The organism is Candidatus Pandoraea novymonadis, from assembly GCF_003004665.1.
GTDB classification, from domain to species: Bacteria; Pseudomonadota; Gammaproteobacteria; order Burkholderiales; family Burkholderiaceae; genus Pandoraea; species Pandoraea novymonadis.
Window position 1 is genome coordinate 1 of record NZ_MUHY01000003.1, and the last position, 24,676, is coordinate 24,676.

Below are 24,676 nucleotides of genomic sequence, written 5' to 3' on the forward strand. Positions count from 1 at the left end.
CCACCAAATTTGGCTGATAGCACTGTTGCGATCGCGGCCGTCAGGGTCGTCTTCCCATGGTCGACATGACCAATGGTACCAACGTTCACGTGCGGCTTAGTCCGCTCGAACTTTTCCTTTGCCATTTCTCATCCTTGATTACATAAAATTAATTTTTATTAATAACAGAGTGAATCATCATGATTCACTCTGTTTGACAACTTACTTGCTCTTTGCATTAATGATGGCATCCGAGACGTTTTTAGGAGCTTCAGCGTAATGCTTGAACTCCATTGTATACGTAGCGCGACCTTGCGTTGCAGAACGAAGTGAGGTCGAATAGCCAAACATCTCAGAAAGTGGAACTTCTGCACGGAGAATCTTGCCGCCACCGACCATGTCATCCATACCCTGGATGATTCCACGACGGCTCGATAAGTCACCCATCACGTTGCCCATATAGTCTTCTGGTGTTTCAACCTCAACAGCCATCATCGGCTCCAGAATAACCGGACTTGCACGGCGCATCGCTTCCTTAAAAGCTATCGAACCAGCCATGCGAAATGCATTTTCGTTCGAGTCAACGTCGTGATAAGAACCAAACGTCAATTTCACACGAACATCTACGACCGGGAAACCAGCCAGAACACCAGCCTTCAGTGTTTCCTGAATACCCTTATCGACTGCCGGAATATACTCACGCGGAATCACACCGCCTTTGATAAGATCAACAAATTCATAACCTTTACCTTGCTCATTTGGCTCCAACGTGATGACCGCATGACCATACTGACCACGACCACCAGACTGCTTAACAAACTTACCCTCCACATCTTCTGAGCTCTTACGAATTGTTTCTCGGTAAGCCACTTGAGGCGCGCCGATATTAGCTTCCACACCGAACTCACGCTTCATGCGATCAACCAAAATTTCCAGATGGAGCTCACCCATGCCAGAAATAATTGTCTGCCCAGATTCCTCATTAGTCTGGACACGGAACGTTGGATCCTCATCCGACAAACGCTTAAGAGCAAGACCCATTTTTTCCTGGTCGATTTTGGTCTTTGGCTCGACCGCCTGCGAAATGACCGGCTCTGGGAACACCATACGCTCAAGCACAATCACGGCAGCCGGATCACACAACGTGTCGCCTGTCGTTGCTTCTTTCAAACCAACAGCAGCCGCGATGTCACCAGCGCGTACTTCCTTGATTTCTTCACGTTGATTAGCGTGCATCTGGAGAATACGGCCTAAACGCTCTTTTTTTCCTTTCACCGAGTTATAAACCGTGTCACCCGAATTAACCACACCCGAATACACCCGGAAGAAGATTAGTTGACCAACGAACGGGTCCGTCATAATCTTAAACGCCAATGCGGAGAATTTTTCATCATCAGCAGCGCGGCGCGTAATCGGCTCACCAGCCTCGCTCTCCCCCTTTACATCATCAATATCAACAGGAGAAGGCAGAAAATCAATTACCGCATCAAGCATGCGCTGCACACCCTTGTTCTTGAAGGCAGTACCACACAACATCGGTTGAATTTCACAAGCGATAGTACGATCACGCAACCCCTTGATAATCTCTTCTTCGACTAGATCACCCGTCTCGATATACTTATTCATCAGGCTTTCATTCGCCTCAGCAGCCACTTCCAGCATTTTTTCACGCCATTCTTTTGCGTTTTCAAATAATTCAGCAGGAATTTCTGCATAGTTGAATTTCATGCCTTGACTAGCGTCATCCCAAAGGATAGCCTTCATTTTAATAAGATCGACAACGCCAGAGAAATTTTCTTCCGCGCCAATCGGTAGCACCACAGGTACAGGATTAGCCTTCAGACGTGTTTTCAATTGATCATAGACCTTGAAAAAATTCGCGCCAGTGCGGTCCATTTTATTGACAAAAGCCAGACGCGGAACCTTGTACTTGTTAGCTTGACGCCAAACAGTTTCAGACTGTGGCTGCACACCACCGACAGCACAATAGACCATGCAAGCACCGTCAAGCACCCGCATCGAACGCTCAACCTCCACTGTGAAATCAACGTGCCCCGGCGTGTCAATAATATTCACACGATGCTGAGCATAATTATTCCCCATACCACTCCAAAAGCATGTCGTCGCAGCAGACGTAATCGTAATTCCACGCTCTTGCTCTTGCTCCATCCAATCCATCGTAGCGGCGCCATCATGCACCTCGCCGATTTTATGATTCACGCCGGTGTAGAACAAAATACGTTCGGTCGTCGTGGTTTTACCTGCGTCGATGTGAGCGCTAATACCGATGTTGCGGTAGCGCTCTATAGGAGTTTTGCGAGCCACTTTAAACCTCTTTCAATGTAACCAAGCCAATTTGAGCATGGCCACTAACAAAAACGGGCGAGCCGCACTTTTATGCGCGCCCGCCCCAGTCTCTACTTTTTTATACCTTATACCTTGCCGGCGTCAGAAGCGAAAGTGCGAGAATGCCTTATTCGCCTCAGCCATGCGGTGAACTTCATCACGTTTCTTCATGGCACCACCCCGACCTTCTGAGGCCTCGATCAACTCAGCTGCAAGACGTAGAGCCATCGACTTCTCACTACGCTTTTTTGCAGCCTCACGTAACCAACGCATCGCCAATGCCATACGACGCGAGGGACGCACTTCAACTGGAACCTGGTAATTTGCGCCACCCACACGGCGACTTTTCACTTCAACAACTGGCTTCACATTGCCCAGAGCAATATTAAAAATATCCAGAGGATCCTTACCGCCCGTCTTAGCCTGGATCTGCTGAAATGCACCATAAACAATACGTTCAGCAACAGATTTTTTACCGGACAACATTAATACATTCATAAATTTTGCGACTTCAACATTGCTAAACTTAGGATCTGGTAACACTTCCCGTTTAGGAACCTCTCGACGACGCGGCATATCTTTTTCCTCAATAAATTCAGTTGGAGTCAAGCTCCAGGCCTCCAACTAGCGAAAATTGCCGGGAGACCACTTACTCGAAAATAATCAATTAGCTATTACAGAACCAGAAAAATCTAAGCCTTCTTTGGACGCTTTGCACCGTATTTCGAACGTGACTGTTTGCGCCCCTTAACACCTTGTGTATCAAGACTACCACGCACCATGTGGTAACGCACACCAGGCAAGTCTTTGACACGCCCACCACGAATCAGTACAACAGAGTGTTCTTGCAGGCTATGTCCTTCACCGCCGATGTATGAAATAACCTCGAAACCGTTCGTCAGACGAACCTTAGCAACCTTACGCAAAGCAGAATTAGGCTTTTTAGGCGTTGTCGTATATACACGCGAACATACACCGCGACGCTGCGGACAGTCCTGCAGAGCAGGACTCTTACTCTTAATCCGAGCAGAAGCCCGCGGCTTGCGGACCAATTGGTTAATTGTTGGCATTATCTTTCCAAAATATGTCAAAAGCATTACAGCCACGGCGGGCCCAAATACATCTTCAAACCCATCCGTTTTTAGACCTAAGCAAAACCATGAAGGCTTTCGAGCCTCTCAGGCCAAAAGATCATCTTATATTGTATCTCTTATATTAAAAAGCATCAAGACGGCTGAAAATTTAGTAAAAAATCACCGCCCTATCGGTCCGCACAGTCATTTATCAGTTGCTGATATACCCCACACGCATGAGCGAATGTCTGTAAGATACCACTCACGAGCTGAAAGCAACCCAAAAAACGATTTCGAAGACGATCCACATCATCTCACTAGAGTAGCCATCATTCTATAACTCAAAAACACGTCACTATCAAAAATATGTCAAATAAAAAATCTATGCATGACTTCTATTGCATGAAAATTTCACATTCAAAATAAATTTGAAATTTCAATTTATGATTAATAGAAAAAATACTGCTATATCTTCAATAATTAATAATCAAAAGTGTATTTGCACCAAGAAATCTGAACGACTCAAAAATTTATGGCAGTAGCACAATCAAAACAAGTTTAAAATGACGTGAATTAACTATTAGATGTATTAGATGAAAGCAAATTATCCAAGGCCACGACATAGCTGATAACAGCGAGTACATTTTCGTATCCCAAACTACCAACACCCACGGGCGCAGTGCGCCAGCAACTTTACACCACTTCGATCAGCGGTTTACTTCACTAATCGACAGCACCGGTAAACATCTCTCATAACTGCTTCTTTTCAGTTTTCATGAGGTTACCCTGATATCAACTGACAAGCTACAATGAAAAGACTTGATACCTTACTAACACCATTGCAAATTACCTAAAAATCCACACCCATCATACGCATAAAATACGAATTTTTCGTAAAAAGCCTCCCCCGAGAAACGGCAAGCATAGGTGAGACTTGACCGTCTATGCCTCACACGGGATACTACTTGACTACTTAATAACGTTAGCCTTTCACTTCGATGACCACGATTTTGCAGCATATCCCTAAGGGACAACGCGTCGGCATCGCCTTCTCAGGCGGTCTCGACACCAGCGCAGCACTTATTTGGATGCGTACCAAAAGTGTCATTCCCTACGCCTATACAGCTAATCTCGGTCAGCCGGATGAACCCGACTATGACGACATTCCACGTCGAGCTAAAGAATATGGCGCTGAAGATGCTCGTCTGATTGATTGTCGCGCTCAGCTGGTGAGTGAAGGAATTGCTATGCTGCAATGTGGTGCCTTTCATATCTCGACCGCAGGTGTTCCATATTTTAATACAACGCCGATTGGCCGTGCTGTCACGGGTACTATATTAGTTGCCGCAATGAAAGAAGATGGTGTCAATATCTGGGGTGATGGCAGCACTTACAAGGGCAATGATATCGAACGATTCTATCGATATGGCCTATTAGCAAATCCAGACTTACAAATTTACAAACCATGGCTGGACCAAAAGTTCATTGATGAACTCGGCGGGCGTACAGAAATGTCGGAATTCATGCAACAACATGGTTTCACCTACAAAATGTCAGAAGAAAACGCCTACTCAACTGACTCGAATATGCTAGGCGCAACGCATGAGGCTAAAAATCTCGAATATCTTCATTTTGGCATCAAAATTGTTCAGCCGATAATGGGTGTTGCGTTCTGGAGAGATGATTGCATCATCAAGTCAGAAACCGTCACTGTTCGTTTCGAAGAAGGTCAACCAGTAGCCTTGAATGGAAAAACATTTGCCAACGCCGTTGAATTATTTACCGAAGCCAACGTGATCGGAGGTCGTCACGGTTTAGGTATGAGCGATCAAATCGAGAACCGGATCATTGAAGCGAAGAGTCGTGGTATTTACGAAGCTCCAGGCCTTGCATTGCTCTTTATTGCTTATGAGCGCCTAGTCACCGGCATCCACAATGAAGACACAATCGAGCAATATCGCGACAACGGTCGTCGTTTGGGGCGCTTACTCTATCAAGGCCGTTGGTTCGATCCTCAGACTATTATGCTGCGTGAAATGGCGCAGCGCTGGGTGGCATGTGCCATCACCGGAGAAGTGACCATCGAGCTACGCCGTGGAAATGATTATTCTTTACTGAATACAGAATCGCAAAATCTGACATACAAACCAGAACGCTTAACAATGGAAAAATGGCAATCGACCTTCTCACCGCTCGATCGTATTGGTCAATTAACGATGCGTACACTCGACATCATCGACACTAAAGACAAGCTAGTAACCTATAAAAAATTAGGCCTAATCACCACAAGTAACAACAGTAAATTGCCACACTTGGAGAACACTAAGAAGGAATAATTTAGATAAACGCCAGGAAAAGTCCCGAAAGCGATTAATGAATAATCGCCTGGACTGATCTTGTTTCATGACAAGCATGGTATTTCCTTAGTGCTGTTTGCCATCAAATCTTAGGAATTGCCAGATTCAACCTTGCGATTCAGTGCAGTGCCGTAGATAACACCCTCACCAGGAAAATAATCACATCAGTAGTTGTAATGCTAAAGATGATTTACCGTCACTTTCTTACTGCTGTAACCGGGCCCATCCTTATTTAAAAGGTCATTTTTTCGATTCTTAATTAGCAGGCGAATTTCATTGGTTTCAATTCAAAATATTTGTGAAATGCTTGATTTTCATAATACATCAGAATCTTTTTTATTCATGACCTAAACGATCGACATCATCCTATAAAAAAAGAAAATAATTTCTGAGAGACTAGAAACGATATGTCAAATCCGATCTGACGAACATACTCTAAATACTCGCCATCTAAAAAAGTGTTTAATTTAGGATGAGAGTTATCGTGATATAAATCATAGAATCGGTTTTTTGAAATAAAAAAATCGCTCCTGCTTCTCACATAAATACGGAAAAATAAATGGTCCCTTTCTTTACCTTGGTCTGTGTGCTCTACTCGACCGTGACAGATTTTGCAAGATTACGCGGCTTATCAACGTCGGTTCCACGCGCACAAGCCGTATGATAGGCTAGCAACTGCAGTGGCACAGTGTGCAAAATCGGCGATAGCTGACCATAATGCTCAGGCATACGAATTACATGCACACCATCATCATGCTGGATGTTCGAGTCGGCATCAGCAAAAACATACAATCGGCCACCACGCGTACGCACTTCTTGAATATTTGACTTCAACTTTTCAACCAACGCGTCGTTCGGCGCAATAGTCACAACGGGCATCTTGTCAGTAACCAACGCAAGTGGGCCGTGCTTCAATTCCCCTGCTGGATAGGCTTCTGCGTGAATATATGAAACTTCCTTAAGCTTCAACGCACCTTCTAGAGCAATCGGATAATGCAACCCACGTCCCAAGAACAACGCATGCTCACATTTTGCAAAATCATCCGACCAAGCAATAATTTGCGGCTCTAATGCGAGCACACTATACAGCGCCATCGGCAGATGCCGTAGCTGCTTGAGGTAAGCATCCTCCTCTGCTGTGGACAAACGATTGCGTAGCTTGGCAAGTGTCAGAGTTAACAAAAACAATGCTGTCAATTGAGTAGTAAATGCCTTAGTCGATGCAACACCTATTTCCACTCCAGCACGAGTCAGATAATGCAGTGTCGTCTGACCCACCATAGCGCTCGTACTCACATTGCAAATTGCAAGCGTATGCTTTTGTCCAAGTGCTTTTGCATATTGAAGTGCGACGATCGTATCAGCCGTCTCTCCTGATTGCGAAATCGTCACGACAAGTGACCTTGGATTAGGCACACTCTGCCGATAGCGATATTCGCTGGCCACTTCTACTGAGGTTGGTATCTTTGCCAACGACTCAAGCCAATGCTTCGCCGTCAGACCCGCATAATAGCTAGTGCCACAGGCAAGAATTAGGATCGAATTAATATGCTTAAAAATATGTTCGGCTTCATAACCGAATAGCTCAGGCACAATACCGCTAACGCCTTCCATCGTATCTGCGATCGCATGTGGCTGCTCGATAATTTCCTTCTGCATGTAATGACGATACTGGCCAAGATCAATCGCCCCACTGTATGCATGTACCCTGCGCACTTGGCGCTCAACACTGATGTCCTTGCGATTAATAATTGTCACGGAGTCTCGTGTCAATGCAACCACGTCGCCCTCTTCTAGGTACGCAAATTTATCCGTCGTTCCTGCCAATGCTAATGCATCAGAAGCTAAAAAGTTTTCTCCATCGCCAAACCCAACTATCAAGGGTGACCCAGCTCTTGCACCAACCATCAGGTGTGGTTCTTGTTTACGGAACACAGCGATAGCATAGGCCCCATCAAGACGTTTCGTTGCAAGGCGAACGGCTTTAAACAGATCCTCCGCCACACCACTTTGCAGCAACGCATGAATCAAATGTGCAATAACCTCCGTATCGGTTTGCGAAAAAAATTCGTATCCTTGACTGCTTAATTCTTCACGCAAGGATTCGTGATTCTCGATGATTCCGTTGTGCACTATCGTAAGTTCATCACATGAAAAAATTGGATGTGCATTAACCACAACAGGTTCGCCGTGCGTGGCCCAGCGTGTGTGAGCAATCCCCATATCAGAGCTTATCGCAGTGGCTTCGACCTGAGTGGCCAGATCAATCACACGAGAGACACTCCTAGCACGATGCAATGCACCGTCTTTCAGAACAGCAATACCGCATGAGTCATAACCTCTATATTCAAGGCGCCGCAAACCCTCCATCAAAATCGAGACGACGTTGCGTTTTGCTACTGCACCAACAATGCCACACATATTCGTTCCCTTTTCTCTTATTTGACGAGCATCCTACTTTTGTAATGGGTGGAGTTCAATCTGAATCAGACTTTCGCATAGTGTATCCCCACATACAACAAAAAACGACCACCGCTCACTTACCTTTACGTGGACGAATATAATTGTTCTTCGTCGTTTGTATCTTTTCATTCATAACAAGCGAGTTTTCTGATGTATCTTTCCAGATGGTCGTGCCAGCAGCAACCGTTGTCCCACGGCGCAACCGGACGGGAGCAACCAATTGTGTCGACGAACCAACGAATACATCATCCTCAATCATTGTGCGGTGCTTTTTTGCACCATCGTAATTACACGTGACTACACCCGCTCCGATATTGGCTCGCGTACCCACCGTCGCATCGCCGAGGTAGCTCAGATGGTTAGCTTTTACACCCTTTGCAAGGGTCGTATTCTTAACCTCCACAAAGTTGCCAATATGCACTTCGTCAGCCAAATCTGCTCCCGGACGAAGGCGAGCATAGGGACCAATATGTGCCTGCACACCAATTTTAGCTCCATCGAGATGACTAAAAGCCTCAATCCGAGTGCCAGTGGCAATCGTAGCGTTACGGATCACGCAATTCGGTCCAATCGACACATCATCTCCAAGTATCACTTGGCCTTCGAACACACAATTAATGTCAATGCTAACATCCGTCCCGCAAACAAGTTCACCTCGTACATCAAAACGATTCGCATCCGCGAGCATTACCCCCGTATCAAGCAAAGTTTCCGCCAAATTGCGCTGATAAATGCGTTCTAAAGCTGTCAATTGCGCCTTGCTGTTTATGCCGAGAGACTCCCATTCATGTGCAGGCTGTTCTGTCACAACGGGTATACCATTAGCCACCGCACATTCCACTACATCCGTCAAATAATATTCACCCTGTGCATTCTTATTCTGAAGCCCAGATAGCCAGCCTTTAAGAAATAGGGTCGGTACAACAATGATTCCAGTATTGACCTCACGAATCTCACGTTGGGCTTCATCTGCATCTTTTTGCTCGAGGATGCGCATGATGTTGCCCCCCGTATCACGTTCAATCCTCCCGTATCCAGTCGGGTCTGTCATCTCGACAGTCAATAAACCCAGCTTGTCTTGACCAGCTTTACAGAGCAAGGCGCGTAGCGTTTCCACACGCGTCAGCGGAACATCACCATATAGAACCAAGGTCGAGACATCCTCATGAAGCAAAGCAATAGATTGCTTAACAGCATGTCCTGTGCCGAGTTGTTCGAACTGATCGACAAATTGTATGTCATCGCCCACAATGGTCTCTCGGACCCTTGTCGCACCGCACCCTACCACTACAATGAGTTGATTTGGTATAAGCTCACGTGCTGTCGTAATCACGTGAGACAATAGCGAGCGACCAGCTAACAAATGTAACACTTTGGGAAGAGACGAACGCATGCGTTTCCCCATACCTGCAGCGAGAATGACGATGTTCATTTTAAAATTAATATGTAACTTTCGAGAAAAATAGTAGGACCCCTGTGAACAATCCCCTGGTAATATTTCATCCACTGAATGGTGCACGCCCATGTTCAATGCCCCTTCCACAGCACAAGGGAATCCATCAAACATAACTTCACTTTTTTCAGATCGACATCTCGCTCAGACCCAAACTTTTGAAATCGTGAAGTCTGTCATCCATCAAATGAGAAGGAGTCACATTGCCTAATGCTCTAAAAATCGATTCTATCCGTCCCGGATATTGCTTTTCCCATTCGTCAATCAACATCTTCACTTGCGCACGCTTCGAATTAGACTCACTACCACAAAGATTGCAGGGAATAATTGGGAACTGCTTATATACTGCATAGCGTTCTAGATCAGACTCCTTCACATAAGCAAGTGGGCGAATAAGGATATTTTTCCCGTCGTCAGACCGTAGCTTAGGGGGCATACCTTTCAATTTGCCACCGTAGAAAAGATTTAGGAAGAACGTCTCAACAATATCATCGCGATGATGGCCAAGTGCAATCTTCGTTGCACGCAATTCACCGGCGATTCGATAAAGAATGCCACGACGCAAACGTGAACATAGGGAACATGTCGTTTTACCTTCAGGAACCAAACGCTTTACAATCGAATATGTATCCTGATACTCAATATGAAATGATATTCCGAGTGAACGCAAGTAATCAGGCAAAATATAATTAGGAAATCCTGGCTGCTTCTGGTCTAAATTCACTGCCACGATCTCAAAATCGATTGGTGCTCGTTCCCGTAGCTTCATTAGAATGTCCAGCATTGCATAGCTGTCCTTACCGCCAGACATACAAACCATCAAACGATCACCTGCCTCAAGCATGCGATAGTCCCCAGTCGCTTGGCCTACCAGACGGCAAAGCCGTTTTTCCAGTTTATGGTTATCAAATGCCAACTTCTTTACTTTTTCAACTCGCTCAATGACCGTTGCGAAAAATTCCCGTTTCATCTGATATGGAACCACAGGCATATCAGACATCCTTCATCATAAAGACTTCGATGCCAACCGATTGACAATCGGAGTATACATCAGGCTTTTCTGTAGAAACGCTTACAGCCCGCACATGCGGGTGGGATAGCATCATCTTTGCGATACCATCACACAAAGTTTCTTGTAGATGGATATGTGATTGCGTTACGTGTTTCGCAATTGTTTGCCGCATAAAATCGTAATCCACGACCTCATCTAAGCTATCCGCCACTGGCGTGCTCAAATCAAGTGGAACGAACAACTGGACATTAATCAACACGCGCTGCTCACCCTTTTTCTCATGTTCGTACACACCAATATTTATTAATACCTCATAATCTCGCAAATACATGCGACGGCAATCCATCAGACGGGGGTGGAAAAAAGCACCATGCATAATTTCTACTCAAAGTTTCATTCATGATAGTCTGCATTACCAGACTTATTGTTATTACAACAAATCCAATAACTAATCTACTGACGATTCGGTACGGAATTTTACATCGCGTGAGGATCCAACCAAATGTTCGCCGCCATCCACATACAGCACCGTACCGGTAATCGCCACTGCTGATGTCAAATAGACCACGGCGCGCGCGATATCCTGAGATGTTGAAGATACTCCAAGCGGAGTGGCCGCATGCGCTGCCGCAAAACCAGATGGAGTTTGGTCCACAGACATCATTGTGATACCCGGTGCAACTCCAACGACCCGTAATCTTGGTGCAAACGCCTGTGCCAATGTCATACATGCTGTATCCAATGCAGACTTAGACAACGTATACGATAAATAATCAGGATTTAGATTTGCAAGCTTCTGATCTAAAATATTCACCACTACACCACGCGCCTCAGAAGGTAAAATCTCATATAGGGTTTTGGCAAGAATCAATGGCGCACCAACATTCACACGCATATGACGTTCGAGCGCCGCGTAGCTGAAATATTCAGCGTTATCATACTCGAAGCATGAGGCGTTATTGACCAAGCACATTGGTATACCAAGCTCTTCACCACAACGAACGATTAAACCTGCAGCGTTATCTTCTTTCGACAGATCCGCCTGTAACATGACCGCACGACGTCCGAGAGCCTTGATCTCAGACACAGTCTCATTTGCTGCTTCGACCGACGTTGAACAATGCACAGCAACATCCCAACCGGATCTAGCAAGTTCAAGTGCAATGGCACGACCAATGCGGCGAGCAGCACCGGTTACCAACGCAACACGCATCATGGTAATCGGCATAACGCCGTCAGACATAAAAAATGAACTGCTCATATCGTCAACTCTCGAAGGAACACTATGCAAAAACTTCACTAGCAGAAATATTTCCTTTACTCCGTTACAATTGCCAAATGAATCCAGACATGTCTAAATTTCATAGTTTACCTGTTCCAGAGCCTATCGCACTGGAACAATCACGTAAATTAACTAAGTACATTACTCAGAGCATTGAAAAGAATGGTGGTTGGGTACCATTTGACTATTATATGGAGCTAGCACTCTACACACCAAAGCTTGGCTATTACACCGCAGGTGCTACGAAGTTGGGCCATTTAGCTGTAGATGGCAGTGACTTCGTTACAGCACCCGAATTAGGTCCGCTTTTTGGCCAAACTTTAGCACTGCAACTCAGTGAAATCTTTGCGCTGATCGGCCATGCAAAAATTCTCGAGTTCGGCGCTGGATCAGGTCGCCTAGCAACCGACCTTCTGTTAACATTGGAAGAAGAAGGTACGCCGTGTGTTGAATACGCCATTATTGAACTCTCTGGCGAACTCCGAGCACGTCAATATGAAACGATATCCCGTTTAGCACCCCACATGCTTGACCGGGTGCAATGGCTAGACGTGCTACCAAAAACATTTTCCGGTGTTATTATTGGCAACGAAGTCTTAGATGCGATGCCAGTAAATCTGTGCGTTCGTCAGAAGGGAAGTTGGTGGAAGTTAGGCGTTACTCACCAATCGGGGCAGTTCGTTTGGGAAGCTCGCCCCGTAAATACCACACCAATCAATGCTCTAAGAGCCATAGATGCTTTGCCAAGAAGCATAGAATATTTCACAGAAATCCACGAAGCTGGCTCTGCGTTTATACGCAGCATTGGTGAACTATTAACTAATGGCGTTCTCCTATTGATTGATTACGGTTTTCCTGCAACCGAGTACTATCATCCTCAGCGGAGACAAGGAACCTTGATGTGTCATTACCGCCATCACGCACATGGTGACCCTTTCTATTACCCAGGTTTGCAAGACATCACCGCACATGTCGAATTTACAGGAATTGCGAAAACAGCTAGCGAAGTAGGTCTGATGATATTGGGTTACACTTCTCAAGCACGCTTCTTGTTAAACAACGGCATCACAAGACTCCTCGAGAAACTGGATCCGAACGACTTAAGCACTTTTTTACCCTCAACAGCTGCTGCGCAAAAACTGCTATCCGAAGCTGAAATGGGCGAGTTATTTAAGGTCATCGCCTTCGGTCGTGGGCTTGGTGATACAACTTTATTGACGGGTTTTTCAAAAGGGGACCGCAGCCACACATTGTGACCAAGTTTATAGATTTCCTCTCAAATTGTACTATACCAGATTGCTATGTCAGCATGCTCTCCATGAGTATTCGTTTTTCTGAATCATCTATATCTATAAGAAGAATACATGCAAAAAATCTACTCTCAAAACTGATATTACACACGACAGAGTTTCTTCACAGACCACAGAAAATCTTTCCCAAACATAGTAAAAATTTTCAAAAAAACTTGTGTTAAAATTCATTAAAACTCGAAAATATGCCTAGAAAGGCAACACTACACTGCAGGGACTAAAAGAGCTCAATCTGAATGGACGTCAAGCCAGACTGAAAGAAAATCGACACGAGCAGCATGCAATGCTGCCTTGATCTTCGCACCGTTTCCAGCATACCTCTCTGCAAAAATACCAGCGTTAACTGACCGCGCGACCTCCAGCGTTTGCATCAAATAATGCCGTCGTGAATAAGACGTATTTCTACCACCACTGTGGACATCCAATGATTCACAAGCTTGCAGAATTCCTTCGAACCGTTTCGGCCTACGAAAAGCATCACATCTCTCTAGCAAAGACACCAGCTCCGACACGCTTAAACGTTCACTTCCATGAATATGGTTGAGCTCACGCACCACTATCTTCGCGAGCTCCCTACACTCGGCCGGCACGCAAAGCCGTTCACACAAGAACTTCAAACAATCAACGCTGCGCCCTTCATACGCGATATTTCGTAGAGAAGATCCATCTAACATCATTTCTTTTCCAAGACTGTGAATCAATATAGCAAAGCGTACAGGCAAAGGAAACATCTTTATCGCCGCAAAATCAAGTGCGGTCAACACGTGAATATCTATGTCAACCTCAGGCAATATTCGCGTTGCGGCGCCAGTATCACGCAGGATATCAAGCATACGTGATGGCTTTTTTTCCATTAAGCCGCGGGATAACTCTTGCCATACACGCTCCGGCACCAGGGCATCCACTTCGCCGTTTTTCGTCATACGACGCATCAATATCAAGGTCTCTGGTGCCACCGTAAAATCTGGGAAACGTGCTGCAAACCGCGCACATCTTAAAATCCGCACTGGATCATCGACAAACGCCTCGCTGACATGATGGAATAGGCGTGCTTCTATAGCCTTGACTCCTTCATACGGATCAATCAATGTGTCTGACAGCGAACCATCATCCATAAGCTCGCGTGCTATCGCATTCATCGTGAAGTCACGACGAGCCAGATCTTGTTCAAGAGTAACGCTAGGCGCATAGAAAAACACGAAGCCATGATACCCAAATGTGGTCTTGCTCTCAGTACGTGCGAGTGCATATTCTTCATGCGTTTCAGGATGCAAGAATACTGGAAAACCACGTCCAACAGGTTTGAAGCCCTTTGCCAACATATCTTCTGGAGTCGAACCAACCACGACATAATCACAATCTTTGACTGACATCCCCATCAGCTCGTCACGGATTGCACCGCCCACGACATAAATCTTCACAGGCAAAGTCATAGAAAAAGATTTGCTGAATTTTCCATTCTTTCAGCACCAAAACTTACCAAATATAATCCACACAAGTCAGGAAACACTTCACAGCCGCCATGAAGAATAGATAGGGAATCGAAATATTCAAACACGAGCCATAAAAAATATTTTTTGTTATGGCATTCGATTGGATAAAAGCACTAGTTTGAAACAAGGTTTTGATACATTTTTTACACCTTGTGCTTGGATTAAGCACCAGCCATTCACGTAATGATTTAATAAAAAATATTCACCCTCTAAAAATTTATTTAAAAAATTCTATTACGTTATACTGAAAAAAACGTTCGGAAATTGCTTCAAGTAGCCTAAGATAGGCTATATTATGTCTGGGTCAGTACTGAAATACACTCAGGGGTATCCTTTAATATACAAATATTCAGAGTTATATAGGTAGCTCGTAGGATGAACATGAACCGAGCGCCAACCGTTAGCAGTGATTCATATCACATCACGGCACCGTTGCAGTTATTGAATGATGCCAAAAGCAACGGATAAGCTCAGATCAGCAATGATCCTGACTCACTATACCCATCACGAAAAAAATCATAGATCACAGATATTTTTTCTGGATGAGCGCTAGTAGCTAATAACATCGGAATCAGACCGCAAAATGCCTCCTATCTCTCAGAAAAATAGATTACGTAAAATACTGCTGGCAACCCGCAAGAATTTACCTGATCGGGAGTTGCTCGATGCTAAACTATCAAGACGTTTAGCGTCTCTTTTACAGGAGTGGCAGCCCCGCTGCATTGGTTTATATTGGCCTATCCATGATGAGTTCGACACACGCCCGGTTATCAATACTTGGCTCACTGAAGAAAAAAAAAATCCAATACATCCAAACCAAGACTCGCCGCACTCCCAGTCATCGATACCTTAACTCCACATCTCAACTTCCATCTGTGGCAACGCGATACACCGATGACATGCGGGCGCTATCAGATTCCGGTGCCATTAGGTACCGAAAAGGTAACTCCAGATCTTTTACTATTAGCCTGTATTGGCTTCACACGCGACTGTTACCGACTCGGCTATGGCGGCGGATTTTATGACCGCACACTCAGTGTGTTAGGACCAGAGACAGTTACTGTAGGTCTCGCTTTCGATGCACTCGAAATTTCTGAACTAGAGGTCGAATCACACGATCTACCATTAAATATCATCCTCACAGAGCACAAGACTTTTGGGTCACTCACAGTATAGTACACAGTCTGCGGCCAATGCATGTTCTACAAAAACGTTGCTTCTTAAGGATTAATTATTAAGAAATAATACCATGCTTGGCATGTATGAAGAACTCACGGTTACCATCACCACCCACAATCGGACTATCAAGCCAAGCCTGTACCTTCAGACCAAGTTCTTCACATACACGTCTCAGTTTTTCTTCCACTACTCCGTAGTGTAGTGAATCACGTACCACCCCCCCTCGACCGATATATGCACGGCCAACCTCAAACTGTGGCTTAACAAGCATTAGTAAATCGCCAATCTCAGACAACAATGGCGTCAGTGCTGGCAAAATCAAAGCCAGTGATATAAATGACACATCACCGACTATCAGCGAGAAGCCTGCCTCAGGGAGAGGCTCACTATCATGCTCATGCAATTTAGCATCGAGCATTCCACGGGTTATGTATCGTGCATTGATACCCTCTAACGAACACAATCGTGATTCGAAAGCTAACTTTTCATGCAATTGTCCATGACCAACATCAATTCCAATCACGCGTTTAGCACCCGCTTGTAACAAGCAATCAGAAAAACCACCTGTCGACAAACCAACATCAAGCGCGATGCAACGAATGGGATCAATCTTAGACTGCGATAGCGCCCCAGCGAGCTTGAGCCCACCACGCGATACATAACGGTCTTCATCAGGCACATGATCATCGAGATTTTTACGTATCTCAAGCACATCATTAACATCTACCCATTGACTAGCTTTCTTGAATGGATTCTCAGCACCGGCAAAGAATACTCTACCACTATAAATCAATCGTTGTGCAGCAGTGCGAGAAACCACAAAACCACGGTCCACAAGTGCTTGGTCTACACGCAAGGTAATCCTTTTCATTCATTGCTATCTAAATAGCCGGATTATGTTATTCAAATAAAGTACCAACAATACCTACGATATCAAAAAAATAATAGAACAAAAAAGAACTATTTTATGCAGGCTTTTCATGCAAAAGATTTAGGTTGAATGAAGTGCACGAAACTTCAAATACATCAGCAGCATCGATAACTAGCCCTAGTATAGGATATCTTTTAGCAGTGCAACAACTCCCACCATCAATATTGGCTTGGCTGAATTGTCAGTGAGCGATTAATTAACCGTAAAACTCGAGGATGTGATTAGTGACTATCAATTCTCAAATTACGGTATGCTCAACGCTAATTTCACTTCTTTAGCACTGCTTTTTGTAGTGCAACTCCTTGTTCATGCGAATCATAACCGGAAATCTTAATGGAGTACGCTCAGCAGCCAAAAAAGGCTTTTTCGATTGGTTTGGAAAGCAAGATGCCGACGTCCTCTGCGTACAGGAATTAAAGGCAATATTGCCGGATATGACTCCAAATTTTCTGAAACCATATGGATATCATGGCTATTTTCACTATGCCGAGAAAAAAGGCTATAGCGGTGTGGGCATCTATACACGCTATCAGCCAGATGAGATTCTGTTAGGATTCGGCTACTCAGAATTCGACTCGGAAGGCCGTTATGTCGAAGTACGCTTCGGTAATCTATCGATACTGTCTGTTTACCTACCATCAGGGTCCAGTTCTGAAGAACGCCAACTTGTTAAATACCGTTTCATGGCTGTATTTATGCCACATTTAGAAGCATTAAGAGCTGGAGGACGTGAAATCATCTTGTGTGGAGATATTAATATCGCACATAAAGAAATTGATATTAAGAATTGGAAAGGCAACTTGAAAAACTCAGGCTTTTTACCACAAGAACGTGCATGGCTCACCCAATTATTTAACGAAGGTGGTTACGTCGACGTTTTTCGTGCCTTAGACACACGTGCGGAACAATATACTTGGTGGAGTAACCGTGGACAAGCATATGCGAAGAACGTAGGTTGGCGCATTGATTATCAGATCGCAACTACTAGGATTGCCGAGAAAGCATATATGGCATCGATCTTCCGCGACATCAAGTTCAGTGACCACGCACCACTGACCATTGATTATCATCACAGGTTGAAATCGGTGTAGAATCAATATTTGTGAATCAATAAGTCGCGGGTAGGCAATCAAGGGTAACCCTCACACATCCTTCGCGAACTTTACTTGCCTTTTTTCTGCATATATTCCTTATCGTCTGTCTTCCAAGGGGCAACCTTGGGCAAGAGGATCATACCCGGTATAGAAAGCATCGTACAAATCAGGAAAAAAACAAACCAACCAGTACCATCAATAAGATAACCGGCACCAGCATTCGCAAAAGTACGTGGTACCGATGCAATACTCGTGAATAAAGCCAATTGCGTAGCTGTGTAGCGCGAATCCGTTGTTCTCGCGATATACGCAGTGAATGCTGCGGTCCCCAAACCTGATGTAAACGCTTCTGTCGCAATCACTATACCCAATCCTACAAGCACCGGCCCTTCTTCAGCCAACCAAGCGAATCCCATGATTGCGACTAACTGAAGTACGCCGAATACCCATAATCCACGATTGATACCTAGCTTTATAAGCCAAATACCCCCAATAATACCGCCGGCAATACTACCCCAGAGACTCGTCGATTTAGCCACCACACCAATTTGCGTTTTTGTAAAACCAAGATCGAGATAAAACGAGGTGGATAAGGCCGTCGCCAATGAATCCCCAAGCTTATATAAGAAGATAAATACAAATACCCACAGCGCATTTATACATCCATCACGCGAAATGAATTCGTGAAATGGTTCAATTACCGCTTCACACAATGTCTTCGGAGTTCTGCATACAACGCAAGGCTCCTTGACAGCGAGTGTTATCATAATACCCGGCAGCATAAATCCAGCCGTAATGAAAAACACCTCCGCCCACGGCAAGTGATCTGCAAGAATTAGCGCCAATGAACCAGGTACGATTCCAGCCACTTTATAGGCATTTACGTGTATAGCGTTTCCAAGCCCCTGCTCACGATCAAATAGCAATTCACGACGATAAGCATCGAGAGAGATATCGAGACTCGCACTGAAGAAGGCTAATGCAACTGCCAGTACCGCAATAGTCATCAGATCGCGTTGTGGAGAGAGCAACCCCATCAAAATCACTACACCAACCACCAAAAGTTGCATTAAAAACATCCAGCCACGCCGCCGCCCAGGCTTCCATCCATGGAGTCTTGGTGCGTAACGATCCATCAACGGTGCCCAGAGAAATTTCCATGTATATGGGAATTGAGTCAACGCAAACAAACCGATGGATTTCAAATCGACATGCTCACTGCGCAACCAGGCCTGTAATAGATTAAGTAGGATAAAGAGAGGTAAACCAGAGGTAAACCCAAGGATCGCACAAATCAGCATGCGTATCGGATGAAACACATACCCACTGTTAGTAAACATCATCGGGCCGTGAGGTAATAATAAGATATGTGTAAAAAATATTTGTAAGGAAGTGCTCACGTTTTAACAACGACGACTCGGGACAGAAATTCCACCACTTACACAGTCTTATGTACAAAATTGCCTGAATAGGCTACAGCATATCCCGCAAAATCACGGTACAGAACCTATGGCTTTACTCAAAAAAAACCGCATTCGTATTTTCTGAATTAGAGCATGAGATGTAACAACACACCGACCACATCGATTACTTCCATGAGCAATCATACAGGCATGAGACCTCGGATACTACAACATCAAACACTTGCGGCTAATAATCAATCCATCATGCAATCACCCGAAAGTCTCAGTAATCTAAGAAAATACTGAGATTGAGCATGAAACCGTCAAGAAATTTAAAATGATAGACTAAGCACTCAATCTTCTCGAAAACACTCTAAATAAGTTTGCAACCAGATCACAATCACAATATTGGGGGACAAGAAATGCCCTGTGGCTATGTTGTGCGCCCATCCCTCTCCTGCTGAATGGCCGAAAGCATGTCTGTATATCAAAGTATCTTTCTACGAATGGGTATTGATTAAATAAATAATACAAGCTAGATCACCACACGCTTTAAACTTTGAAAGCGAAGCCAAAAAGATTTATCGCTGAAAGAGATCCATCCAGGATAATCGAAGAAAGTTTCTCGAAAGAGACAACTACCTTCCACTTCGAAGGTCAGCTAACCACAAATAGCTCAATGCGAACGAATCATCGTACCGAAGGGTTGCTCAGTCAAGATTTCGAGCAACACCGAATGCTCGATGCGCCCATCAATAATGTGCACAGATTTAACACCACTCTTAGCTGCGTCAAGTGCGGACACAATCTTTGGCAGCATACCACCAGAGATGGTGCCATCAGCAAATAGTTCGTCAATTTCCCGCGCAGATAAATCCGTCAGTAAATTACCGTCTTTATCCATAACACCAGGGATGTTCGTCATCATAACCAACTTCTCAGCACCGAGCACCGTTGCAAGTTTACCGGCGACCAAATCAGCATTAATATTATATGCTTGACCATCTTCCCCCACCCCAATCGGAGAGATCACAGGAATGAAAGCATCATCCTGCAGCGCCTGAACAACTGCTGGATTGATCGAGGCAACTTCGCCAACAAAGCCAATATCAAGAAATTCACCAGAATTTTCAAGGTCCGGTATCAATATCTTGCGTGCGTGGATCATTCCTCCATCCTTTCCAGTCAATCCAACAGCTTGCCCCCCGTACTGGTTGATAAGCATAACAATATCTTGCTGCACTTCTCCTCCCAATACCCACTCAACCACCTCCATGGTTTCCTCATCAGTCACTCGCATCCCCTGAATAAAGGTTCCTTGCTTTCCAACTTTCTTGAGCGCTTGATCAATTTGTGGCCCACCACCATGTACCACTACAGGATTTATCCCGACCAGCTTCAGTAGAATAACATCACGCGCGAAACTTTGTTTCAGACGCTCTTCGGTCATAGCATTGCCCCCATATTTGATCACAATAGTTCTACCGTGATATTTACGTATATAAGGCATTGCCTCGGCTAAAATTTCAGCTTTCAGAACGGGAGCCATAGCATCAAGATTCAAAACAACAGGATGATCACACATCGAAGCAATATTTCGCTCCGGGAACTAAAACACGCCGCATTGTACTCGGAAGAACCGAAAACCTGCAGATAGATAGTAGTTGTTGCATAAGTCGGGACGAGATTAAATAATAATCAGGGCCCGATGCCCATCGGGCGAGGTAGCATAGAGCTAGATACCTCACATTACTTATCATGTTGTCTCACAACACTCTTACGATATCCAGCAGGCGCGCCAGAAACAAGATCACGTACTGGAACGTTGACCTGTTGATCCGTCACCACATGCCTCGCATCTTCAAAGCGCAATGTCAGAGGCACAGTATCACCATTTTTGAGCTGTTCCTTCAAATCCATGATCATAATATGATAGCCGCCTGGCTTAAGTTTTACTGTGCGCATTGCCCTCAGTGGGAGGCCTTTCTTCAGCTCACGCATTTTCATAAGCCTACCTTCCATTTTCATTTCATGAATTTCGGAAAAACCGGCTACCGGTGTCGAAACACTCACAAGTGTCGTCGGCTCATGTGCCTTCAACTTCATGAATACCCCAGTTGACTTCTGTCCTGGAACCGTGCCACGGACCCAGGCACCGCTCACATCGACTTGAGCAGCCATAGCAGCAGTAATATTTAAACTCAAAATTACCCCAAGCCATATTTTCTTTTTCATATCTTCTCCTCGAAAAAATACAATAAAATTCGTATCGACGCAGATGATAGTAGACTGAATCGATAGCAAAATCGATTATGTAGATAATACTGATATCGGGAACGACGCTTAGCAAACACTTTAGAATGGAGAAAAATAGTTTTTGGATACGACGCAGACTATCCCTACAAATCACTACAAGCCAATACAGCGCTGCTGTTTCTATAATACAACACGCCTCAGTTCTCGTATTATGCTGCAGAATGATAGAACTTGCTAATCGAAGGAATGAGACTCGAAACGCTAGGCGGCGTTAAACTTCAGAAGTATGATGCCATTTCTAACCGGAAATTCGGATGTAACGTTGACTCACGATTTTCGGTACATTATCGTCATTGAAGACATCCATCACTGACTCTCAATATGCAACATTTCATATAATGTTGCATATTGAGAGTTAAGAGATTTAAAAATTTTCAACACGCCGACTTCACTATAAGCACTAACAAGTGCAAAACCTCCAATATATCTCACTCAATCTAAGCTACGCGATCAATTTTCTATATCTACGCACAACTCACATATAGATCACCAAAATTTAAGCAACTAGCACTGTACTCATTGCCAGGTCATTAGGACAAAAACCCATGTGAAAGGTAACCACGGCTAACAAGCATTTACTCTTTTTTCTCGTTGACTGAAAAAATAATTTTCTACAATCTGTCCAGATATCCTAAAAATAGGATCCTCATCCTCACTAAATATTTTTCTTATTTCTATTTCTGAAATTTTCCTAACTTATTGGCCAAATCAATCATTAGGATATTCTTAGACGTGCTTTCTTAACGTTCAGTAACTTTAGAGCACACCATTCTGAAATCCTCAGCGCAGCAATTACGGAGAATTACACAGCTTTCTTGAGTTTGATAATATATTGCTCACATGGAAGAATTCATATAATTGATAATTCTCATCAAATTAGAATTCGATACATGACGATACTGCAAAAAATATCGGGGCACTTTCGTTCACGATTACCATAGGTGAAATGTCATCACAACACCGTAAAATACAAATATTCCCTAGACAGATACCTTAATCACCGAATAACTTCTGACGAAGTTCACGGCGTTCCTGCGCTTCAAGCGACAATGTTGCGGTCGTGCGTGCGATTAAACGTGGCAAGCCAATCGGCTCACCCGTCTCTTCACACCAACCGTACTCGCCAGATTCGATGCGCGCAAGTGACTGTTGAACCTTCTTCAATAGCTTACGTTCACGCTCACGTGTACGCAACTCAAGAGCGTGCTCCTCCTCAATCGTCGCCCGATCAGCCGGATCTGGAACAAGAATCGTTTCACGTAAATTCTCGATTGTTTGACCCGCATTCTTGAGAATTTCCTGCTGAAGATGCTCCAAGCGCTGTTTAAAAAAAGCAAGTTGCTCAGCATTCATGTAATCCTTCTCACCCATCCCTAAGACTTCGGCCTCAGTCAAAATTTTTTTCTTACTCATGGTTTGTAACATCTCTTTGTAATTATCTGTGCCGTGGCCCTTGTCTCTTTAATCGTGGACAGCCCGATAGTCAAGTGTCGCACGGCCGGCTTCTTCTTTAATTACTTAATACCAGCCAACTTAACCGATTCCATTCTAGCAACGTTACGATATACATACACATGCTCTCTACCCAACTAAAGCTCATAAGTACATTGGTAGGCAAAACCGGTTCGCCGACATTGTACCCGAAGCAATCTTTATAAACCGCTTTTTACTGATATTTCGGCAATTCCTATCTAGGTTAGACAGCGCTCTAATCCTTCGAGAATCATTGCCTTCGGCAGATTAACTCCGATGAAGACCATCTTCGTATTTGGGGTCTCACCACCCTGCCATGGCCTACCCACATCAGTACCCATCAGTTGATGAACACCCTGAAATACAATCTGGTGATCGATACCGTCCATATTTAATATTCCTTTATAACGCAATAAACAATCACCGTACTTCTGCAGCACACTCCTCAGAAAATCTTCAAGTTTGCTTCGATTAAATGCCCTCTCGCTACAAAAAACGAATGATTTGATCGCATCATCATGATGTGGATGATCGCAATGCGCATATTCACAACCATCAGTCGCAAGAAATTCTGAATCTATATTAAGCTTATCATTTAGATTAAAACCATGAATATCAAATATATTTTTTAAATCAGCACGACCGAAATTGACCAATTGCTGCGGTGCCCGTGGGTTCATCTGAGTTAGGCGATACTTAAGATCAGAAAGCACATCGACACTAACCAAATCTCCTTTGGTAATGAATAAACTATCAGCAAAACCAATTTGCCTCTGTACTACCTCGTTTTGATCAAGGTGTTGATGGCCGTACTTCGCATCCACCAAAGTGATAATTGCATCAAGTCGGTAAGTTTCAGCAATTTCATCGTCCACAAAAAAAGTTTGTGCTACCGGACCAGGATTCGCAAGACCGGTTGTCTCAATAATGACTCGATCAAACAAGAATTTCCCTTGATCACGCTGTCGATTCAAATCCAAAAGCGTCCGCACCAAATCTCCGCGAATTGTGCAACAAATACACCCATTACTCATCTGCACAATCTGTTCAGTATTTTCATGCACCAAAATCTCGTTATCAATATTTTCTTCCCCAAATTCATTTTCAATCACGCTAATCTTCATGCCGTGTGCTTCAGTCAAAATACGCTTGAGTAGCGTGGTTTTTCCACTGCCGAGAAAACCAGTCAATATTGTGACGGGGATCATGAATCAGGTCCTTTGAAAAGATTGTGTTAAATGTACCGTCAAGACAATCACGTGATACATCATTATCACTCTACTATTGAAGGAAAAAACCTTCATAGAAATGATGAAGTTCACACTCACTCAATTGTCCATGCTAGGAGGAAATAGTGGGAGAATATTCACCACTACAACGTAAAAACCCACACACAAAGTTAATGTAAGGCACTTCGGTCATGAGTGCGTCTCGTACTAGGCTATCTTTCACCTCACAAGAAAAAATACGTAGTACGGCCTCATATGAACATCTAAAGTAGTATTACAACGA

The 24,676-nt window shown here is 44.2% G+C and carries 19 protein-coding genes and 1 pseudogene; 4 read left to right on the forward strand and 16 right to left on the reverse strand.

Features of this window, described 5'->3' with window-relative positions; genetic code table 11:
- From BZL35_RS04030 to rpsL, 4 genes are all read right to left on the reverse strand, one after another.
- On the reverse strand, positions 1-125 hold a 125-nt coding region (locus BZL35_RS04030), incomplete at its 3' end, for a GTP-binding protein (protein WP_230081277.1).
- Between the two features lie 76 nt (positions 126-201).
- Positions 202-2,304 (reverse strand): elongation factor G, encoded by a 2,103-nt coding sequence (gene fusA, locus BZL35_RS04035; protein ID WP_106182977.1) that lies wholly within the window; start codon positions 2,302-2,304, stop codon positions 202-204.
- A gap of 123 nt (positions 2,305-2,427) precedes the next feature.
- Positions 2,428-2,901: a 30S ribosomal protein S7 gene (gene rpsG, locus BZL35_RS04040; protein WP_106182978.1), complete on the reverse strand. Its 474-nt coding sequence runs from the start codon at positions 2,899-2,901 to the stop codon at positions 2,428-2,430.
- A 116-nt stretch (positions 2,902-3,017) separates the two neighbouring features.
- Positions 3,018-3,395, reverse strand: a complete 378-nt coding sequence (gene rpsL, locus BZL35_RS04045) for a 30S ribosomal protein S12 (RefSeq protein ID WP_106183036.1) — start codon at positions 3,393-3,395, stop codon at positions 3,018-3,020.
- Positions 3,396-4,396: 1,001 nt separating this feature from the next.
- Between rpsL and argG the strand changes: the two genes are divergently transcribed.
- Positions 4,397-5,734: an argininosuccinate synthase gene (gene argG, locus BZL35_RS04050; RefSeq protein ID WP_106182979.1), complete on the forward strand. Its 1,338-nt coding sequence runs from the start codon at positions 4,397-4,399 to the stop codon at positions 5,732-5,734.
- A 612-nt stretch (positions 5,735-6,346) separates the two neighbouring features.
- Here argG and glmS read toward each other — a convergent pair.
- From glmS to BZL35_RS04075, 5 genes and pseudogenes are all read right to left on the reverse strand, one after another.
- Entirely contained in the window at positions 6,347-8,176 is a 1,830-nt protein-coding gene (gene glmS, locus BZL35_RS04055; protein WP_106182980.1) for a glutamine--fructose-6-phosphate transaminase (isomerizing), read from the reverse strand.
- Between the two features lie 115 nt (positions 8,177-8,291).
- On the reverse strand, positions 8,292-9,650 hold the full coding sequence (glmU, locus tag BZL35_RS04060) for a bifunctional UDP-N-acetylglucosamine diphosphorylase/glucosamine-1-phosphate N-acetyltransferase GlmU (protein ID WP_106183037.1): 1,359 nt from the start codon (positions 9,648-9,650) through the stop codon (positions 8,292-8,294).
- Between the two features lie 111 nt (positions 9,651-9,761).
- Positions 9,762-10,641: pseudogene (gene ttcA / locus BZL35_RS04065) on the reverse strand (tRNA 2-thiocytidine(32) synthetase TtcA); the annotation flags it as partial.
- 22 nt (positions 10,642-10,663) lie between these two features.
- Entirely contained in the window at positions 10,664-11,059 is a 396-nt protein-coding gene (locus BZL35_RS04070; RefSeq protein ID WP_106182982.1) for a dihydroneopterin aldolase, read from the reverse strand.
- Between the two features lie 72 nt (positions 11,060-11,131).
- A complete protein-coding gene (locus BZL35_RS04075) occupies positions 11,132-11,926 on the reverse strand; it encodes an SDR family oxidoreductase (RefSeq protein WP_181276555.1) in 795 nt (264 codons plus the stop codon).
- Positions 11,927-12,021: 95 nt separating this feature from the next.
- Between BZL35_RS04075 and BZL35_RS04080 the strand changes: the two genes are divergently transcribed.
- On the forward strand, positions 12,022-13,221 hold the full coding sequence (locus BZL35_RS04080) for a class I SAM-dependent methyltransferase (protein WP_106182984.1): 1,200 nt from the start codon (positions 12,022-12,024) through the stop codon (positions 13,219-13,221).
- A gap of 281 nt (positions 13,222-13,502) precedes the next feature.
- Here BZL35_RS04080 and BZL35_RS04085 read toward each other — a convergent pair whose 3' ends face one another.
- Positions 13,503-14,696: a multifunctional CCA addition/repair protein gene (locus BZL35_RS04085; protein WP_106183038.1), complete on the reverse strand. Its 1,194-nt coding sequence runs from the start codon at positions 14,694-14,696 to the stop codon at positions 13,503-13,505.
- Positions 14,697-15,641: 945 nt separating this feature from the next.
- Here BZL35_RS04085 and BZL35_RS04090 point away from each other — a divergent pair.
- Positions 15,642-15,944, forward strand: coding sequence for a 5-formyltetrahydrofolate cyclo-ligase (locus BZL35_RS04090; RefSeq protein ID WP_245916353.1), 303 nt, complete (start codon positions 15,642-15,644; stop codon positions 15,942-15,944).
- 58 nt (positions 15,945-16,002) lie between these two features.
- On the opposite strand, the gene BZL35_RS04095 is transcribed toward BZL35_RS04090, so the two are convergent.
- Positions 16,003-16,818 (reverse strand): TlyA family RNA methyltransferase, encoded by an 816-nt coding sequence (locus BZL35_RS04095; RefSeq protein WP_245916351.1) that lies wholly within the window; start codon positions 16,816-16,818, stop codon positions 16,003-16,005.
- A 368-nt stretch (positions 16,819-17,186) separates the two neighbouring features.
- Between BZL35_RS04095 and BZL35_RS04100 the strand changes: the two genes are divergently transcribed.
- Positions 17,187-17,969 (forward strand): exodeoxyribonuclease III, encoded by a 783-nt coding sequence (locus BZL35_RS04100; RefSeq protein WP_106182986.1) that lies wholly within the window; start codon positions 17,187-17,189, stop codon positions 17,967-17,969.
- A 71-nt stretch (positions 17,970-18,040) separates the two neighbouring features.
- Here BZL35_RS04100 and BZL35_RS04105 read toward each other — a convergent pair whose 3' ends face one another.
- The 5 genes from BZL35_RS04105 to BZL35_RS04125 form a co-directional block, all read right to left on the reverse strand.
- The gene (locus tag BZL35_RS04105) at positions 18,041-19,315 is read right to left on the reverse strand and encodes an AmpG family muropeptide MFS transporter (RefSeq protein ID WP_106183040.1); all 1,275 of its coding nucleotides are present in this window, start codon (positions 19,313-19,315) and stop codon (positions 18,041-18,043) included.
- Positions 19,316-20,051: 736 nt separating this feature from the next.
- Entirely contained in the window at positions 20,052-20,960 is a 909-nt protein-coding gene (gene argB / locus BZL35_RS04110; protein ID WP_106182987.1) for an acetylglutamate kinase, read from the reverse strand.
- A 164-nt stretch (positions 20,961-21,124) separates the two neighbouring features.
- On the reverse strand, positions 21,125-21,610 hold the full coding sequence (locus BZL35_RS04115; RefSeq protein ID WP_106182988.1) for a copper chaperone PCu(A)C: 486 nt from the start codon (positions 21,608-21,610) through the stop codon (positions 21,125-21,127).
- Between the two features lie 1,074 nt (positions 21,611-22,684).
- A complete protein-coding gene (dksA, locus tag BZL35_RS04120; RefSeq protein ID WP_106183041.1) occupies positions 22,685-23,104 on the reverse strand; it encodes an RNA polymerase-binding protein DksA in 420 nt (139 codons plus the stop codon).
- A 278-nt stretch (positions 23,105-23,382) separates the two neighbouring features.
- The gene (locus BZL35_RS04125; RefSeq protein ID WP_106182989.1) at positions 23,383-24,372 is read right to left on the reverse strand and encodes a CobW family GTP-binding protein; all 990 of its coding nucleotides are present in this window, start codon (positions 24,370-24,372) and stop codon (positions 23,383-23,385) included.
- Positions 24,373-24,676 lie beyond the last annotated feature (304 nt).